Here is a 17,180-nt window from a genome sequence, read left to right on the forward strand (position 1 = left end):
ATATTCTTTTACCGGTTCAGCCCTGCTGAGGGCTTGGCGTTTGTTGTGTACAGGTTTTATTTATTCAATATTATAATTCGGATTTCGAATGTCACTTTTATGAACTTTGTGTACATTTTTAATCATATCTCTTTCACAAGCTCCGAATTCCGCAAAGTTCTTTTTCGCCTGGTTTAGTGAAACTCTATTTGCTCCTTCTTCATAATTTGGCTCAGTCCGTTGAATAGGATCATCCTCCCAAAAACAAGTTGTGCAAATTTGGTAAGTTCCGTTTGGCTTTTCATTTAAAGTATTGTAACCGCAACATTCACAATAAAACCTTCCATTAGCTTGAGCTCTTTGAAATTCAACAATATCTATCAATTCTTTATCAGGGAATTTTTTTAAAGAATCAGCTATTTGATTTTCTGAATACTCATTAGCGAAGAAAAGTCGATAGCTTTCATAATTGGTTTTTGTCAATTCCGAATTTAATTCTTGGAAGTATTCATAATCGATATCACACATTTCTCGTAAATAGTCTTCAATAATATCTTTTAATTCCCAAGTATCTATATCTAGTGCAGTTCGGCCTTTAATTCTGTGTAGTTTAATATGTGGTTTATCTATTTTCAACTTATTTTTCCAGTGTGTGGCAATTTTTTATACCATTACTAAAATTATTTTTATTCCTTGATTTGTGGGGGTATGATTACGTTTTTGTCTCAGATCTTGTAGAAATTCGTTTTTTTATTCCAATTCCGTCATTGTAAGTTTCAATTCAGTTTTATGGAATGTTCTTAATTCTATAGTTTTTTCTTTTTTGTTTTCAATTAAGTAAGGCACGTCTCCATCCAAAAATAAGATGTCAAATCCTTTGTGATTAATTCGTTCCCAGCGTGATGTTTTAAATCTTGGGTCTTTAATTGATTTTCTTGTAAAAGTTGAGTCGGTTACAAAGTAAATCGTGTCTTGAAAGATTTCATTTTGCCAAGAAAATGTTTTTCCAATCAGTTCAACTTTTTGATTGTTTTTAAGTTTTTCTGATAATTTTCTGTAGATATGTAAGTGCTCATTAATTGGAGTTTTCACCACTAACGAATCTGAATTAACTTTTACAATTTCATAAGCTTCCGAAGGATTGTCTTCGTGATGCTGGTCATTGAAAATTATTTTTTCAGAGAATAACATTCTTTTACTTTCTCGAATTTGGTTAGTTCCGAAGTTTCTGAAAGAACCTTGAGCATAAACTTTATTGTTTTCAAAAGTCATAAGGTTTTGAATTGCAAAAGGCATATCCAGATTTTCAGAGTTAAAAGACAAGGAATAATCACCAATCCAAGTTCCTTTCAAATCTTTGTCGGTTTGACAAGCAGATAGAAAAAGGATTAAAATGGATGATATGATTGCTGTTTTTCTCAAATTTACGGCAAGGTGCTATATCCTTACTAAAATAGGTTTTTATTCTTCATTTGTGGTGATGTGATTGCTTTTTTGACATATTAAGTTCTGGATGATACTATGGTAATGGTGTGGTTGGTTAACTTGATGAGATGCTGAAATCCTTCGTCTGGCTCAGGACAGGCTTGGTTACGTATGAAAGTTCATTTACTGAACCTCACGCTAGCGCGAGCGTCCAGCTCGTACCTCAATCCAAGCACCAACAACTAAATTGAAATGAAGGTAATAGTAAGTGATGCCTAAAGACAAGTTATAGCGTTCACCATTATCATTATCCTTTATCAATAGTTCTCGATACACCTCCCTGCGGTCGGCACTCGAACTGACTACGTCTTGTTAATCCCAAGCGTGATGTCACTTCGAGTGATCGTTCAAAGAGCAACGAAGAACGATTGTATCGAGAAGTCAGAAGCTGTAGTCCCATTGTTAATTGTTCATTGTTAATTGAGTATCGTCTAGCCTCTTGGTTCTTGGTTCTTGCTTCTTTTCCATTAAAAAAATCATAAAACCCGCCCAAAACTTGACAACCAACAAAAGAATATCGTAATTTTAATGTGCTATGACAAACCCAAACCCTCAAAGGAAAGGCTTCGTTTTTAAAACCTACGAGGCACCATACCAATCGCCTTTTGATAAACTCTTCGATATCTTTAAGGAGCTTATTACTTATACCTCTGGAGATTTTGACGAGGCCATCGACTGGTTGCGCGATTTGGATGACGAATATAAGTTAACTTCTGCCGAGTATACCATTGACGATTTTATTGAAGACCTGAAGAAAAAAGGATACATCCGTGAGGAGATAGACCCCGACGGACAAGGCGGAATGGCTATTACTGCCAAAACCGAACGGGCCATCCGTCAGCAGGCACTGGACCAAATCTTTGGGAAAATAAAACGCAGTGGTGCTGGTAACCATCGCAGTAAAACCCCTGGGGTGGGCGATGAACATACGGGGGACTTTAGAACCTATCAGTTTGGTGATGCGCTTGACAAAGTCTCTATGACCGAGAGCCTAAAGAATGCCCAGATCAATCATGGCATTGGTGATTTTACCATGGCCGAGGATGACCTGGTGGTAGAGGAGACCCTCCACAAATCACAGATGAGTACCGTGCTGATGATTGACATTAGCCATAGCATGATTCTTTATGGCGAAGACCGCATTACCCCAGCCAAAAAGGTAGCCATGGCACTGGCCGAACTCATTACCACACGCTACCCCAAGGATACCTTGGATATTTTGGTGTTTGGGAACGATGCTTGGGCTATTGAAATTAAGGACTTGCCCTACTTAAAAGTAGGGCCTTATCATACCAATACGGTGGCGGGCTTGCAGTTGGCCATGGATCTACTGCGAAGAAAAAGGAATACCAATAAACAGATTTTTATGATTACCGATGGGAAACCCAGTTGTGTGCGTTTGCCAGACGGGGAGTACTATAAAGACAGTGTGGGGTTGAACCCCTTTATCACCAACAAGTGCTATGCCATGGCCCAACAGGCTAGAAGGCTGCACATACCCATCACCACCTTTATGATTGCCAAGGATGAGTACTTGATGCAGTTTGTAAGGGAGTTTACCTATGCCAACCAAGGGAAGGCCTTTTATACAGGGCTGAAAGGACTGGGGGAAATGATTTTTGAAGATTATGAAACCAATAGGAGAAAGCGTATTAGGGGATAAGGTAGTTGGAAGGTTGTAAAGTTAAAAGTTGAAAAGTAAAAGTTAGAAAATTGATACATGTTGTCACATCAAGCGCACCTTGCTTGCCGGCAGGCAAGGTCGAGATGTTTCAAAAAGCGAAATATAAATGAAAATAGAAAATATCAAAACCTTTGGACAATTAAAGGAAGCAGGCTATCAAAGTAAGTCTATCAAAGACGAACTTAGGGATAACCTCATTCAAAAAATAAAGAACAACGAGCCTACCTTTGAAGGTATTCATGGGTATGAAACCACGGTGATTCCTGAATTGGAACGCGCCATCCTGTCTAGGCACAATATCAACCTATTGGGGTTGCGCGGACAGGCCAAAACCCGTCTAGCCCGATTGATGGTCACTTTGCTAGATGAGTACATTCCTGTGGTGGAAGGCTCTGAGATTCACGATGACCCGTTTCATCCCATCTCCAGATATGCCAAGGAGTTGTTGCAGGTGAAGGGTGACGAGACACCTATAGGCTGGTTGCACCGTGAGGAGCGTTTTGCCGAAAAACTGGCTACCCCAGATGTGACGGTGGCCGATATCATTGGGGATGTAGACCCCATTAAAGCGGCAAACTTGAAACTGAGTTATGCCGATGACCGTGTGATTCATTACGGAATGATACCACGGGCCAATAGAAGCATTTTTGTGATAAATGAGTTGCCCGACTTGCAGGCGCGTATACAGGTGGCCTTGTTTAATATCTTGCAAGAAGGCGATATTCAAATACGTGGGTTTAAATTGCGACTGCCTTTGGATATGCTGTTTGTGTTTACTGCTAATCCTGAGGATTATACCAATAGGGGAAGCATTGTAACCCCACTTAAAGACCGAATCGGGTCCCAGATTTTGACGCATTACCCCATAGATATAGAAACCGCTAGGTTGATTACCGAACAAGAAGCCAAGGTGGTCTCTGGACAAAAGGAGCATATCATGGTTCCAGATCTGGCAAAAGATCTGCTGGAGCAGATTGTTTTTGAGGCTCGGGATAGTGAGTATATTGATGCCAAAAGTGGGGTGAGTGCCCGACTGAGTATCACGGCTTTTGAAAACCTTTTGAGTACGGCTGAAAGGCGTGCTTTAAAAGCGGGTGACGAGCAAACCATGGTTAGGTTAAGTGACTTTGTTGGTATTATTCCATCAATAGTAGGAAAAGTGGAGTTGGTATATGAAGGCGAGCAGGAAGGTGCAGCCTTGGTGGCTTACAACCTGATAGGGGAAGCGATTAAAACTTTGTTCCCAACCTATTTTCCAAAGATTGAGAAACTTAAAAAACAAGATGAGGAAACCCCTTATGATGATGTGGTGTCCTGGTTTTTTAACCAAAAGGACGGGTTTGAAATCCTGGATGACTTTAGAGAGAAGGAATACCGACAGTTACTGGATTCCATATCACCTTTAGATGATTTGATAGGGAAGTACCAACCTGAATTGCCTAAGGAGGAAACTTACTTTGAGAAGGAGTTTATCTTGTGGGCCCTAGTGGAATTTAAGCAACTGAGTAAATTTAGGTTTACCGAAGGGACCCAATTTAAGGATCCGTATGGTAGTTTTATAAGCGGTATTTAATAACTGTCCCCGCGGGACTTTTGGTTGTCCGCACAATATTTGATGATTTCGAGGATGCGTTTTTGTCTGGTGGTGTCGCGTTTGGCGTCATTTAACCAGTACAGATAGCTCTTTCTGTAAGATGGCGCAAACTGATTGTAGTTATCAAAAGCCTGAGGATTTTGGTCGAAAGCTCGCTGTAAATCCTCAGGTATGATGCCATTTTCTACATCGTCTAGGGCTGTCCAACTGCCATTTTCCTTGGCAATTGCAATAGACTGGTGCCCCGATGTGTGAATCAAATCGGCGGCTGCCAATTCATCAATGTATTTTTTGTTCAGGGCGCTCCAAGCACTTTTGGGGTTTCTCCGGGTAAAGTACTGCCGGCGTTTGCCATCGCCCAAACTCTTTACGGTAGAATCGATCCAGCCATAGCAAAGGGCAACCTTTACGGCTTCTTCCCAGCGCATGCTGTCTTTGGGATGGTCTACCTTATAAAATATTAAATAAACACCTGTAAACTCCTCGTGGTTGTCATGCAACCAGTCCCTCCATGCATCATGTGTTTTGAAATAGAGTTCGAGGAGTTTGGACACGGTTATATCTTTTTAGGGATGATATAGAAATTAGGGTCAATGGTTACATCATCCGAAGCAATAAAAGCGGTGCGCCAATCTTGCTTGGGGTAGATCCATTGTTTCTTACCATCATAGGTAATGATTACTGGCATGTCAAAGTTTTCAACCACATTGGTCCATCTAAACTTGATTTGCTGACCTTCCACTTCATATTCTAAAACAGGAATGCGGGTGTCTCTTAAATATTGATTGAAAAACTCAGTAAGGTCATAACCAGTTTTCTCACTTAAATAGTCTTCTACCTGTTTGGTAGTTACCGTTTGGTGGTAGAAATCTTTGTTGAGACCTCTTAAAATTTGACGCCACTTTTCATCGTCTTCAATCAATTGGCGCAAGGTGTGCAACATGTTGGCACCTTTGTAGTACATGTCCCCAGAACCTTCTTTGTTCACATCGTAAAAACCAATGATGGGTTTGTCATTAGAAACAGCTCTACGCGTTCCGATGACATATTCTGAAGCGGCTTTTTTTCCGTAGAAATAATCTAGGAACAGGTTTTCAGAATAGGCTGTAAATCCTTCATGAATCCACATGTCTGCAATGTCTTTGTTGGTAATGTTGTTTGCGAACCACTCATGACCAGACTCGTGGATGATGATGAAGTCAAACTTCAACCCCCAGCCTGTTCCAGACAGGTCACTACCCAAGTAGCCATTTTGATAATGGTTACCATAGGTCACCGAGCTTTGGTGTTCCATTCCTAAATAAGGTACTTCTACCAACTTAAAGCTATCTTCATAGAACGGATAAGGACCGAACCAATGCTCAAACGCTTCCATCATTTGAGGCGCTTGCTTGAACTGTTCTTTGGCCTTGTCTAAGTTGTAGCTAAGTACCCAGTAGTCCATATCTAAAGGACCTTTTTCACCTTGGTATACTTCAGAAAAATGGGTGTAATCTCCTATGTTGACATTGACGCCGTAGTTGTTGATTGGGTTTTTAACTTCCCAATTAAAGGTGGTAGTTGTTGGGTTTTCTACTTTGCTTTTTAAGCGTCCATTCGATACATCTATCAACCCCTTTGGAACCGTAACCGAAATGTCCATGCTGTCTACCTCATCATACATGTGGTCCTTACATGGCCACCAGACGCTGGCGCCCAGACCTTGGCAAGAGGTAGCGATAAAGGGATTGCCGTTTTGGTCTTTTTTCCAAGAGAAACCACCGTCCCAAGGAGCTCTAACAGCTTCTCTTGGTTTTCCGGTGTAGTGAACCACAATTTCTTCGGTATTGCCAACCTTTTGATATCTTTTTAAGTAAACGAAATGGGCGTTGCCGTCATGCTTTACATACAACCTTTGTCCGTTTTGGGTGACTTTGGTTATTTGCATGGGCTCTTGCAAATCGATTTGCATCACGCCATTGCGCTCTAAAATCTTATACCTGATGGTATTGGTACCTTTGATGGTTTTGGTTTCTGGGAAAACCTCAATATCTAAATGGTAATAAGTTAAATCCCACCAAGCCCGTTCTGGGGTAATGGTACCCCTTAAGGTATCTTGGTGTGTAAAATTCTCCTTCTTTTCTAATAGGCCTTGGGAATAGCCACTTAGAACAGACAGGGTCATAAACGTCGTTAAAAGTAAGTGTTTCATTATGTAGTAAGTGTGGGTAATTTAGTTATCCACAAATCTAATTAATAATTCTCTAACACTTTCAGGGTCTTTGACGTAATATTTGGCCTTGGTTTTTTTGAAACCTACTTTAACTGAGTATGAGGACTTTGGAAGATCTTCAAACATGTATTCGTCGGTCCAATCATCACCTATGGCAAACACAAAATCATAAGGTGCTTTGTTAAGCCAGCGTGAAGAAGCACGTCCTTTGTTAACACTACTGCTTTTTATTTCCATAACTTTATTACCGTTTAATACCGCCAAATCCCTATTGGAAATTAAGCTTGTTAACACGGTATTTAGTTCCATAGTCCTGATCTGGGCCAATTCTGGATCGGCTTTTCGGTAGTGCCAAGCTAAGGAGTATTTTTTCTTTTCTATAAAGGTTCCTGGGGTTCTATCTACAAAGGATTCTAGTATGGGCATGATGTTTTCCATCCAGTTTATTTTGATGCGTTCCAGCATTTCCCAATCTTTATTTTTGTCTTTGAGCCACACCCCATGGTCTGTGATGAGGTTGTATGGTTTGTTGCCAAACCAATTTTCAAAAGTTTCTTTGTCACGACCACTAATGATAATGATATCGGTATCGGGTAACTGATTTAATTTGTCCAGTAATTTGATGAGTTGCTCGTCTGGTTTGGCATCTTGTGGGTCGTTCTGAAAACCAGCCAAGGTGCCATCATAATCCAAAAAGAAAGCTCTTTTATTGGCTTTTTTAAAGTCGGCAATCATGGCATCTTGATTGGGTGTATCCATTTTTTTGGCTACAATGACCTCGCCCAGACTTTTAGTGGCATTTAGAGATTTCATGAATTCGCTGGCCCATTTCTCTATACTATACCTTTGAAGTCGCTTTTGAAGAATTTTCATGCGTTTGTTTTGTTCTTCTAAGGGCATTTCAAGTGCAAATTTCAGGGTGTCTGCTATTTGTTCAAAATTATTGGGGTTGATCAATAAGGCTTCATTTAATTCTTTGGAAGCCCCAGCCATTTCACTTAATACCAAAACCCCGTCTTGATTCACTCTGGTAGCTATGTATTCTTTAGCTACGAGGTTCATACCATCACGAATGGGTGTAATAAGGGCCACATTAGATGAGGTATATAAATCGATTAAATTATCAAAAGGCATGGATCTATAGAAATACCAAATAGGTGTCCAACTTACCGTTGCAAATTTACCGTTGATGCGCCCGACCAATTCGTCTGTTTCCCGTTTTAACTTCTGGTATTGCGGCACATCAGACCGCGAAGGTACGGCGAGCATGATGAGTCGAACTTTTTCTTTGAACTGTGGGTATTTGTTGAGGAAATACTCAAAGGCACGGATGCGGTTTGGAATTCCTTTGGTGTAATCCATACGGTCTATGGATAGGATCATTTTTGTGTCTTCTCCTGCCTGGATGTGATCATCTAACCGCTTTTGGAGTTCTGATTTTTCATCCTCACTTTGATTGAGTTGTATGTTGGCCGCATCATAAAATTTGTTGTAATCTATTCCCATGGGGAAGGAGTCTACCTTCACAACCCGGTCATGATAAGATACCTCATTGAACTGGACATCCAAACGTAAAATTCGTTTGACCGAACTTAAAAAATGTCTTTCATAATCATAGGTATGGAATCCTAAGAGGTCTGAACCTAGCATACCGTGTAATAATTCTTCACGCCATGGGAAGGTTCTAAAGATTTCGTAAGAGGGATAGGGGATATGTAAGAAGAAGCCAATGGTTGAGTTTGGTTTCTTGTCTTTGATTAATTTGGGGAGCAATAGTAATTGGTAGTCGTGTACCCAAACATTGTCTCCGTCTTCAATGTGTTCGAGAACAACATCAGCAAACTTTTGATTCACTTTTTTGTAGGCTTCCCATTGCTCACTATCAAACTCTGTATATTCTAAAAAATAATGAAAAAGAGGCCAAAGGGTTTTGTTGCTGAAACCGAAATAAAATTTATCGATATCATCTTGATTTAACGGAACTCGGGCGCATTTGGCATTGGCCAGTTCCTTTTCAACTTCTTGCGTTAAGTCCTCTGTCAATTCTTCTTCTGTTAGGCCAGACCACCCAATCCAAATTCCGTCGCCCTCCTCATGAATTGATTTTAATCCTGTGGCCAAACCACCCACACTGGGCTTGACGTTCAATTGATTATCTTCTAGTTTGATTTGTAAAGGAAGTCGGTTGGAAATGATAATGGTTTTATTCATTGAATGTATATCTTGGTTTAAAGAATAGATTTTCGTTAATTTAAAGAAAAAATAGCTGTTAACCTCATAAAACATAAGAATTGACAAATAATTTAGATTATGGAATTATAGGAAATTGTAGAAGTGCCGCTTTAATTTCAAAAACAGGATCTATCGATTGGTGTTGTTTGCCTGAGTTTGATTCTTCTTCGGTTTTTGCCAAATTATTGGATGACCAGATTGGAGGAAGTTTTGAGCTGGAAGTAGATGATAGTTATAGTATTAGTCAGTACTATTTGGACGGAACCGCCATACTGGTAACTAAATTTAGCAATGGGATAGATGTTTTTGAAGTTCATGACTTCATGCCACGATATTATAAACACAATGGCACTTACAATGCCCCACCAGAAATAGTTAGATATTTTAATAGAGTATCGGGGAAACCCACTTTTAGGGTGAAATACCAACCTAAATTAGAGTATGCCAAGGGAGAAACCAAAACCTATGTCAAAGATGATTTTATAGTGAGTTTGACCTATGGTGAAAAATTTGACACCCTTTTCCTGTATACCAATTTCAACAAGGAGGAAGTTGTTAATGGTGATGAGATATCCTTGATGGAAGATGGTTATTTCTTGATGGGGTATAATGAAAAGATTTTTGAAACGTCTACTGAAAAGATGTTTTTGGAGCATCAAAGGACTAAAGTGTATTGGTTGAATTGGCTTGACGTTACTCCAAAATTTAACCTATATCAAAAAGAAATATTACGAAGTGCTATGACCTTAAAGCTTTTGACTTATGATAAGTCAGGGGCGGTTCTGGCAGCAGCCACCACTTCCTTGCCCGAAACCATAGGAGAAGTAAGGAATTGGGATTATCGATTTTGTTGGATACGAGATGCCTCCATGGTAATTAAGGTGGTTTCCCAATTGGGTCATAAAAATATAGCTAAAAGGTATTTGAAGTTTATTATTGATCTAATACCAGATAAAGATGAGAAGCTTCAAATCATGTACGGAATCAATAAAGAAAAGATTCTAACCGAATACAGTCTGGATCATTTAGATGGTTACCAAGGTTCTAAACCAGTAAGAGTCGGAAACGCTGCTTACAAACAGAAACAAAACGATATCTATGGTATTTTGATGGATGTCATTTACCAGCAATTTGTCAATTTCTCGATGGATATTGAGAACACCGAGGAGTTGTGGACCATCACTAAAGGCATTGTTTGGGTGGTTAATAAACACTGGCGTGAACCAGATAAAGGGATTTGGGAATTTAGAGCAGAAGACAGGCATTTTACTTTTTCAAAAATATTGTGCTGGACTGCAGTGGACAAAGCCATCAAGGTTGCTGAGATTTTAGGCAAATCCAGAAAAATAACGAAGTGGAAGTTGATTGAGTCTGAAATTCGAGAAGACATTATGGCCAATGCTTGGAACAATGAGGTGAAAGCCTTTACGCAATCTTATGGTTCTAAGGATTTGGACGCTTCAGTTTTATTGATGGAATCTTATGGGTTTATTGATGCTAGAGACCCTAAATATGTGAGTACGGTAAATGCTATAGAACGTGAATTAAGTAACGACGGACTTTTATACCGCTATAAAAACCAAGATGATTTTGGACTCCCTTCATCTTCCTTTACGATTTGTACCTTTTGGTTTATCAACAGTTTATTTAAAATAGGAGAGGTGCAGAAGGCTAAAAAGCTGTTTGATAAATTGTTGTCTTATAGCAATCATTTGGGCTTGTTTAGTGAGGATATCGATTTTAAAACTAAGCGCTTGTTGGGTAATTTCCCGCAGGCCTATTCCCATTTGGCACTCATAGAAACAGCCATCAATCTTTCTTCCACCACAGAGGAGGAGCGGATTAAGGAGACGATAGGGTAGTATTTAAAATTGTCCCCATTATTAATAGTTACTTATGAATTATTTAAAACAACTGACGGATAAGTTTCTTTTCATGTCAGTAATAGGGATGTCCTTTTTAGGATGCTCATCAAAAATTGAAGAGGTTAAACCTATTGAGAGCCCTTACAAATTATGGTATCAACAACCAGCAGAAATTTGGGAGGAAGCCCTTCCCATTGGTAATGGAAGACTTGGGGCCATGGTTTTTGGGGGAATTGGCACAGAAACCATACAATTTAATGAGGAAACCGTGTGGGCAGGAGAGCCTGGGAACAATGTGCTTCCAGAAATAAGAGAGTACTTGCCTGAAATACGTCAATTAATTTTTGAAGAGAGGTATGAAGAAGCGTAACAATTAGCAAATACTTATTTGCCAAGACGCGCTACTTCAGACATGAATTATGGGATGTGTTATCAACCTGTGGGGAATCTAAAAATGGTTTTTCCAGATAGTGTTCAAATAGATGATTATTACAGAGATTTGGACATCTCAAAGGCTGTTAGCCATGTTAGGTATAAAGCTGGGGATGTTACCTATACGAGGAAATACATAGCTTCTTTAGGAGATGATATTATGGCTGTGGAAATTTCAGCTGATAAGCCCTCTGCTATATCATGTACCTTGTCAATGAATAGTCCGCATGAGCACCAAGAAGTTGAAGTCAAGAATAAAGAAATTTGGTTGCAAGGAACGAGTAGTGATTATGAAAACAAAAAGGGAAAGGTCGCTTTTACCACCATTGTTAAACCCAAAGTTTATGGTGGTAATTTACAGGCAACGGATAGTTCCTTGGTGATTTCGGGAGCTGATCGACTCGTTGTTTTTTTATCGGTTGGAACGAACTTTAAATCCTATAATGAACTTTCCAATGATCCAGATAATATTGCGAGTACTAAATTAAATGCTGCCTATAAGAAACGGTTTGATGAGCTAGAACAATCCCATGTTAGTACCTATAAAAACTATTTTGATCGTGTAGCGATTGATTTAGGAGAAACCGATTCCATTAAAAACCCAACAGACGTCAGGTTAAAGGATTTTAGTAAGGGCGATGATCCCCAGATGGTAGCCTTATATTACCAATTCGGAAGATATCTTTTAATCTCTAGTTCCCAACCTGGTACACAAGCTGCCAATTTACAAGGAATTTGGAATCATTTGTTACGCCCTTCTTGGGATAGTAAATATACGGTGAACATTAACACAGAAATGAATTATTGGCTTGCTGAACCTACTCATTTGCCTGAGTTGCATGAACCACTGTTCGATTTAATCGAGGATGTTTCCAAAACGGGACAAGAATCTGCAAGGGATATCTATGGCGCTCGAGGTTGGAACATGCATCATAATACTGATTTATGGCGTATTACAGGTGTTGTAGATGGTGGGTATTACGGTTTATGGCCTATGGGTGGCGCTTGGTTGAGTCAGCATATTTGGTATCACTATTTATATAGCGGAGACGAAGCTTTTTTAAAGGAGAAGTATCCTATTTTAGAAGGAGCAGCTTTATTTCTTGAGGATATATTGGTAAAAGAACCAAAAAATGGTTGGCTAGTAGTGAGTCCTTCCATGTCTCCAGAAAATACGCATCACAGTGGCGTTACCATAGCTGGAGGAACCACTTTGGATAACCAATTGGTTTACGATGTATTTAGTAATGTCATTCAGGCTTCTGATGTTTTAGGGGTTGACAAAACCTATGCCGATAGCTTAAGAGAGAAGTTAAAACAATTGGCTCCTATGCAGGTTGGTAAATGGGGGCAATTGCAAGAATGGATGGAGGATTGGGATCGCCCAGGTGATAATCACCGCCATGTTTCACATTTGTATGGCCTGTATCCTTCCAACCAAATATCTGCTTATCACTCACCAGCCTTATTCACGGCTGCCAAGACTTCCTTGGAAGCTAGAGGAGATGAATCTACAGGATGGTCTATGGGGTGGAAAGTGAATCTTTGGGCGCGATTGTTGGATGGCAACCATGCTTATAAACTCATAAAGGACCAATTGACGCCTTCTATTCAAGCAGATGGGACTCAAAAAGGAGGTACTTACCCTAATTTATTTGATGCGCATCCACCTTTCCAAATTGATGGAAACTTTGGATGTACTTCTGGTATTACCGAAATGTTGTTGCAAAGCCATGACGATGCTATTCATTTGTTGCCTGCATTGCCTGATACTTGGGAGGAGGGGCATATTTCTGGTTTAAGAACCCGAGGTGGTTTTGAAGTTGACTTGAAATGGAAGCATGGGAAACTAAACCAAGCCACTATTAAGTCAACCATAGGGGGAACCTGTAGAATCCGATCCTATGTGGCTTTAAAAGGCCAGGGTTTGAAACCAGCAGAAGGAAGTCATCCTAACACCTTGTTACATAGTAGAGCCAATTCATTTCCAGAAGATGTTTTGGTGGAGAATTTGAAAAAGGTCTATGAGTATGATGTACAGACTGAAGAAGGAGATGTTTTAATTCTGGAGGTTATTCAATAAATTTTCAGAAAGTAACTTTTTCAGTGCCACATAAAATAACAAAAGCCAACTCAAAGGAGTTGGCTTTTTACTTGGATTCATCATAAGACTCTTGTTAAAAACAATACTGGTTTTCGCTTTTAACTTTTTCAGCAATCCTATTTCTTAAATCAACCACATTAGGCATGTTGGTGTATTTGGTAAAACGTTTTAAGCCCATAAGCATCATGCGTTGTTCGTCACCTTCTGCAAAGGACACAATACCTTCCTTGGCATTTTTGATGGTAATTTCCACAGCATTATATAGGTATAGTTGTGCCATGGCAATTTGTTCTTTTTGGGAGTCTGCTCCAAATCGTTTGGCATTCTTTTCAGCACGCAAAATACCAGATTCTGCCATATAGATTTCGATAAGAATGTTTGATGCAGCCATCATCAATTGTTGGTGTTGCTCTAAATCGGGTCCGAATTTTTGAACCGCCGCTCCAGCAACCATTAGGAAGACTTTCTTTAAGTTGGCCAATACGGCTTTTTCTTCTGAAAATAATTCAGAGTAATCAGGTGTGTCAAATGACGGAATACCCATCAACTCTTCCTGAACTTTCATGGCTGGACCCAATAAATCTACATGACCTTTCATGGCCTTTTTAACTAACATCCCTACAGAAAGCATGCGGTTAATTTCATTGGTTCCTTCATAAATCCGGGCAATTCTAGCATCTCTCCAAGCGGCTTCCATAGGGGTATCTTCAGAGAATCCCATACCTCCAAAAATTTGGATGCCTTCATCGGCGCAATTTTGAACATCCTCAGAAACGGCCACTTTTAAAATGGAACATTCAATGGCGTATTCTTCAACACCTTTCAATTCGGCTTCCTGATGGGAGTTACCAGCTTGTAAACGTAAGCCAATGCGGTCTTCAATATTTTTAGCAGCTCTGTATGAGGCAGCTTCCCCAACATAGGCATTGGTTGCCATTTCGGCTATTTTGGCTTTGATAGCACCAAAATCTGAAATTGGTGTTTTAAATTGTTTACGCTCGTTAGCATATTGTACCCCAGTTGTAGTGATCCGTCTTTGCGAATCTAAACATGCTGCGGCCAATTTAATACGACCAATGTTCAAAGCATTCATGGCAATTTTAAAGCCTTCACCGCGACCAGCCAACATGTTTTCAACTGGTACTTTAGTATCATTGAAAAAGACCTGTCTGGTAGATGATGCACGTATACCCAGTTTGTGTTCCTCTTCTCCCAAGGTAATACCATTTTCAGGATTGTTTTCTACTATAAACCCGGTGATGTACTTGTCGTCTTCAATTCTTGCAAAGACTATGAACATGTTACAAAAGCCAGCATTGGAGATCCACATTTTTTGTCCGTTAATCAGGTAATGTTTCCCATCCTCGGACAATGTAGCGGTCGTTTTACCAGAATTAGCATCACTTCCGGCACCTGGTTCTGTAAGGCAATAGGCACCAAACCATTCCCCAGTAGCTAATTTGGGTACGTATTTTTGTTTTTGTTCTTCAGTACCATACAAGGTAATCGGCATGGTTCCAATTCCTGTATGGGCTCCAAAGGCCGTACTAAAGGAACCGGTTCCACTAGAGATGTAGTCACAGACTAACATGGTAGATACAAAGCCCATACCCATTCCGCCATATTCCTCTGGGACAGCAACACTTAAAAAGCCCATTTCTCCAGCTTTTTTCATGCATTGCTCAGTAAACGCATAGTCTTTGTTTTCAAAACGGTCTCTGTTTGCAATAATTTCGCGGTCATTGAATTCCTTTACGGATTCTTTCATCATTTGTTGCTCCTCGGTAAAATCTTCAGGAGTGAATACAACTTCACAAAGGGTTTCTTTGACCAAAAATTGGCCGCCTCTTAAAATATCTTTTTCTGTAGTTTCCATAATGTTTTAATTTGAGAGAAGAGAGTATAGAATATAGAGAATAGACTACTAGTTAAGACCATTTTGGAAACCCATGGTCATTCTTTGAAATTCTTCTATTTTCTCTTCAAGTGTGGTTAATGTTTTTTTATTAATATAATTTCTATGGTGAGCAATTAATAGTTGGGTGCTAAGTTCGAAGGACGAACCGAGTGCTATATCCAAATAATTACTAAATGACTTATTACTTTTTGCCGAACCTTCTGCTATATTACTGGGCATAGAAACCGAACTTCGGCTTATTTGAGATGCTAGGGCATAACGCTCGTGCTTAGGAAAATCAACTAAAATATTAGAAATGGTATTTGCAATTTCTAATCCCATCTGCCAAATCTTAAGATTTTTATAGTTGTGTCTCATAAGGTTTAAGAGTCAAGTCTATTTTCTCTATTCTTTTTTCTCTACTCCTCCTTAGGATAGAAATTCAAAAATCCCACAAGCTCCTTGACCTGTTCCCACACACATGGTTACAGCGCCATATTGGCCTTTCATATTTCGTTTTCTCATTTCATCAAGTAATTGAACAGTCAATTTAGCACCAGTACATCCCAATGGATGTCCCAAAGCAATGGCTCCACCATTTACGTTGACGATATCGCTATTTAAGTCAAGTTCTCTTATGACTGCCAACGATTGGGACGCAAAAGCTTCATTTAACTCTATCAAACCTAAATCATCTTGTTTTAGACCTGCTTGTTTTAAGGCTTTTGGAATGGCCTTAACTGGACCAATCCCCATAATTCTAGGTTCCACACCAGCTGCAGCATAATTGACCAAACGAGCAATAGGTTCTAGATTGAGTTCTTTAACCAGTTCTTCGCTCATAATCATCACAAAAGCAGCGCCATCACTCATTTGTGATGAGTTTCCTGCCGTCACACTTCCATTGGCCGCAAATACTGGACGTAATTTTCCTAAAACGTCTAAACTGGTATCGGCTCTTGGGCCTTCATCTTTTGTAACCGTATAATTTTTTGTAGCTTTCTTGCCATTGTCATCTAGGAATACATGTTCCACGTCTATGGGAACAATTTGATCCTGAAACCGGTTCTCAGCCTGTGCTTTTAAAGCTTTTTGGTGTGAATGGTAAGCGAATTCATCCTGGTCTTCACGCGAAACCTTAAATTCATTGGCAACGGCTTCGGCTGTCAGTCCCATTCCCCAATAGTAATCTTCATGGCCAGCTTTAGCGGCTTTATAATCGGGTACGGGTTTGTAACCTCCCATAGGGATGTAACTCATGCTTTCAACACCACCGGCAATAATACAATCGGCCATTCCTGCCTGAATCTTAGCAGTTGCGATTCCAATGGTTTCAATTCCAGATGCGCAGTATCTATTTACGGTCACCCCTGGAACGTCTTCAATTTGTAAGCCCATGAGCGAAATCAAACGTCCCATATTAAGACCCTGTTCTGCTTCTGGCATCGCATTACCAACAATGACATCATCAATGCGGGTTTTATCAAAATTAGGAAGCTTGTCCATCATAAATTGAATGGTTTCTGCCGCCAATTCATCTGGCCTTTTGAATCGGAAAACCCCTCGAGGAGCTTTACCTACGGCCGTTCTATATCCTTTTACTATATATGCTGTTTTCATGTTTTATTTTTTGAGAGAAGAGAGAATAGAAAAGAGAAAATAGACGTCCTCAAAAATCTCTATTCTATGTTCTTTA

General features: G+C 39.7%; 12 protein-coding genes and 1 pseudogene. 5 read left to right on the forward strand and 8 right to left on the reverse strand.

All coding sequences use genetic code 11. The features are described 5' to 3' along the window. Window positions 1-60: 60 nt before the first annotated feature. Both LOK78_RS11665 and LOK78_RS11670 read right to left on the reverse strand, forming a co-directional pair. Window positions 61-615 (reverse strand): CPCC family cysteine-rich protein, encoded by a 555-nt coding sequence (locus tag LOK78_RS11665; RefSeq protein ID WP_232635021.1) that lies wholly within the window; start codon window positions 613-615, stop codon window positions 61-63. A 114-nt stretch (window positions 616-729) separates the two neighbouring features. Continuing rightward, window positions 730-1,401 (reverse strand): hypothetical protein, encoded by a 672-nt coding sequence (locus LOK78_RS11670; RefSeq protein ID WP_232635022.1) that lies wholly within the window; start codon window positions 1,399-1,401, stop codon window positions 730-732. A 598-nt stretch (window positions 1,402-1,999) separates the two neighbouring features. Here LOK78_RS11670 and LOK78_RS11675 point away from each other — a divergent pair. After that, window positions 2,000-3,127 (forward strand): vWA domain-containing protein, encoded by a 1,128-nt coding sequence (locus LOK78_RS11675; protein ID WP_232635023.1) that lies wholly within the window; start codon window positions 2,000-2,002, stop codon window positions 3,125-3,127. A gap of 127 nt (window positions 3,128-3,254) precedes the next feature. Further along, on the forward strand, window positions 3,255-4,721 hold the full coding sequence (locus LOK78_RS11680) for a magnesium chelatase (RefSeq protein WP_232635024.1): 1,467 nt from the start codon (window positions 3,255-3,257) through the stop codon (window positions 4,719-4,721). Here LOK78_RS11680 and LOK78_RS11685 read toward each other — a convergent pair. Genes LOK78_RS11685 through LOK78_RS11695 form a run of 3 tightly spaced genes read right to left on the reverse strand, consistent with a single transcriptional unit; the run spans window position 4,718 to window position 9,165 of the window. Next, window positions 4,718-5,296 (reverse strand): YdeI/OmpD-associated family protein, encoded by a 579-nt coding sequence (locus tag LOK78_RS11685; protein WP_232635025.1) that lies wholly within the window; start codon window positions 5,294-5,296, stop codon window positions 4,718-4,720. The genes LOK78_RS11680 and LOK78_RS11685 overlap by 4 nt on opposite strands. Window positions 5,297-5,298: 2 nt before the next feature. After that, entirely contained in the window at window positions 5,299-6,933 is a 1,635-nt protein-coding gene (locus tag LOK78_RS11690) for a M1 family metallopeptidase (RefSeq protein ID WP_232635026.1), read from the reverse strand. A 21-nt stretch (window positions 6,934-6,954) separates the two neighbouring features. Then, window positions 6,955-9,165 carry a bifunctional alpha,alpha-trehalose-phosphate synthase (UDP-forming)/trehalose-phosphatase gene (locus tag LOK78_RS11695; protein WP_232635027.1) on the reverse strand — a complete coding sequence of 737 codons (2,211 nt, stop codon included), beginning with the start codon at window positions 9,163-9,165 and terminating at the stop codon, window positions 6,955-6,957. 80 nt (window positions 9,166-9,245) lie between these two features. Between LOK78_RS11695 and LOK78_RS11700 the strand changes: the two genes are divergently transcribed. The 3 genes and pseudogenes from LOK78_RS11700 (at window position 9,246) to LOK78_RS16765 (ending at window position 13,566) form a co-directional block, all read left to right on the forward strand. Further along, entirely contained in the window at window positions 9,246-11,048 is a 1,803-nt protein-coding gene (locus tag LOK78_RS11700) for a glycoside hydrolase family 15 protein (RefSeq protein ID WP_053971762.1), read from the forward strand. 88 nt (window positions 11,049-11,136) lie between these two features. Continuing rightward, a pseudogene (locus tag LOK78_RS16860) lies at window positions 11,137-13,194 on the forward strand (glycoside hydrolase family 95 protein); the annotation flags it as partial. Window positions 13,195-13,200: 6 nt separating this feature from the next. Next, window positions 13,201-13,566 (forward strand): glycoside hydrolase family 95-like protein, encoded by a 366-nt coding sequence (locus tag LOK78_RS16765; RefSeq protein ID WP_336246335.1) that lies wholly within the window; start codon window positions 13,201-13,203, stop codon window positions 13,564-13,566. Between the two features lie 94 nt (window positions 13,567-13,660). Here the strand turns inward: LOK78_RS16765 and LOK78_RS11710 are convergent, their stop codons facing one another. The 3 genes from LOK78_RS11710 to LOK78_RS11720 are packed head-to-tail and all read right to left on the reverse strand — an operon-like array spanning window position 13,661 to window position 17,104. Continuing rightward, entirely contained in the window at window positions 13,661-15,463 is a 1,803-nt protein-coding gene (locus LOK78_RS11710; protein ID WP_232635028.1) for an acyl-CoA dehydrogenase FadE, read from the reverse strand. Window positions 15,464-15,511: 48 nt separating this feature from the next. Beyond that, entirely contained in the window at window positions 15,512-15,862 is a 351-nt protein-coding gene (locus LOK78_RS11715) for a four helix bundle protein (protein WP_232635029.1), read from the reverse strand. Between the two features lie 51 nt (window positions 15,863-15,913). Next, entirely contained in the window at window positions 15,914-17,104 is a 1,191-nt protein-coding gene (locus LOK78_RS11720) for an acetyl-CoA C-acyltransferase (protein WP_232635030.1), read from the reverse strand. Between the last annotated feature and the right edge of the window lie 76 nt (window positions 17,105-17,180).

The sequence above is a fragment of the Mangrovimonas futianensis genome (genome assembly GCF_021245805.1).
Classification (GTDB): domain Bacteria; phylum Bacteroidota; class Bacteroidia; order Flavobacteriales; family Flavobacteriaceae; genus Mangrovimonas; species Mangrovimonas futianensis.

Bases quoted from the DNA above. Each gene is read 5' to 3' on its own strand.
- LOK78_RS11680 (WP_232635024.1), top strand. From the start codon at position 3,255: ATGAAAATAGAAAATATCAAAACCTTTGGACAATTAAAGGAAGCAGGC.
- LOK78_RS11675 (WP_232635023.1), top strand. From the start codon at position 2,000: ATGACAAACCCAAACCCTCAAAGGAAAGGCTTCGTTTTTAAAACCTAC.
- LOK78_RS11715 (WP_232635029.1), bottom strand. From the start codon at position 15,862: ATGAGACACAACTATAAAAATCTTAAGATTTGGCAGATGGGATTAGAA.
- LOK78_RS11695 (WP_232635027.1), bottom strand. From the start codon at position 9,165: ATGAATAAAACCATTATCATTTCCAACCGACTTCCTTTACAAATCAAA.
- LOK78_RS11710 (WP_232635028.1), bottom strand. From the start codon at position 15,463: ATGGAAACTACAGAAAAAGATATTTTAAGAGGCGGCCAATTTTTGGTC.
- LOK78_RS16765 (WP_336246335.1), top strand. From the start codon at position 13,201: ATGTTGTTGCAAAGCCATGACGATGCTATTCATTTGTTGCCTGCATTG.
- LOK78_RS11720 (WP_232635030.1), bottom strand. From the start codon at position 17,104: ATGAAAACAGCATATATAGTAAAAGGATATAGAACGGCCGTAGGTAAA.
- LOK78_RS11690 (WP_232635026.1), bottom strand. From the start codon at position 6,933: ATGAAACACTTACTTTTAACGACGTTTATGACCCTGTCTGTTCTAAGT.